Origin of the sequence: Nitratireductor sp. GZWM139 (assembly GCF_030068685.1) — a bacterium.
Taxonomy (GTDB): domain Bacteria; phylum Pseudomonadota; class Alphaproteobacteria; order Rhizobiales; family Rhizobiaceae; genus Nitratireductor; species Nitratireductor aquimarinus.
The window spans coordinates 1-707 of sequence record NZ_JAMQML010000060.1; the positions used below are offsets into that span (position 1 = coordinate 1).

General features: G+C 59.4%; 1 protein-coding gene. It reads left to right on the forward strand.

Annotated elements, in window-relative coordinates; all coding sequences use genetic code 11:
- Positions 1-5: 5 nt before the first annotated feature.
- A partial coding sequence (locus NDI72_RS21905) for an IS6 family transposase (RefSeq protein ID WP_283801797.1) occupies positions 6-707 on the forward strand: 702 nt, incomplete at its 3' end.

The window sequence follows — 707 nt, forward strand, 5'->3', positions numbered from 1 at the left end:
TCATTATGAGAACTCCACCAACAATGTCGCGCCTGAAGGGCTTTCGTTTTCCCCGCAAGATCATCTCCTACGCCGTCTGGGCTTACCATCGGTTTGCACTCAGCACGGCCGATGTCGAGGATCTGCTTGCTGAGCGTGGCGTGGTCGTCAGCCGGGAGACGGTTCGGCTATGGGTAAACCGGTTCGGTCCCCATTTTGCCAACTGCATCCGAAGGGATCGACCGACACCTGCAGACAAGTGGCATCTTGACGAGGTGGTGGTGCCGATCAATGGCGTGAAACACTGGCTTTGGCGGGCGGTCGACGCAGACGGAGCTGCACTCGACCTTCTCGTTCAGCCACAGCGAAACGCGAAAGCCGCGCGACGTTTCCTGAAGCGGCTTGTCGCCCAATTCGGCCACCCGCGCGTTGTGATCACAGACAAGCTCCGCAGCTATTTCAAGCCAGTCCACGATTTTGCGCCGGGCGCGGATCATCGCGCGCATAAAGGCCTCAACAATCTGATCGAAGGGTCACACCGGCCGACGCGGCGACGGGAAAAGATCATGGGAAGATTCAAATCGCCGAGGCAGGCGCAAAGGTTCCTTGCTGCCCACGACCAGATCAGCATCATCTTCCGCCCCCGCCGCTATCGACTTTCCACCATCTCCTACCGTCATGCCAGAGCCGATGCCTTCGGCCTGTGGGACGGTTATGCCGCCGAGATG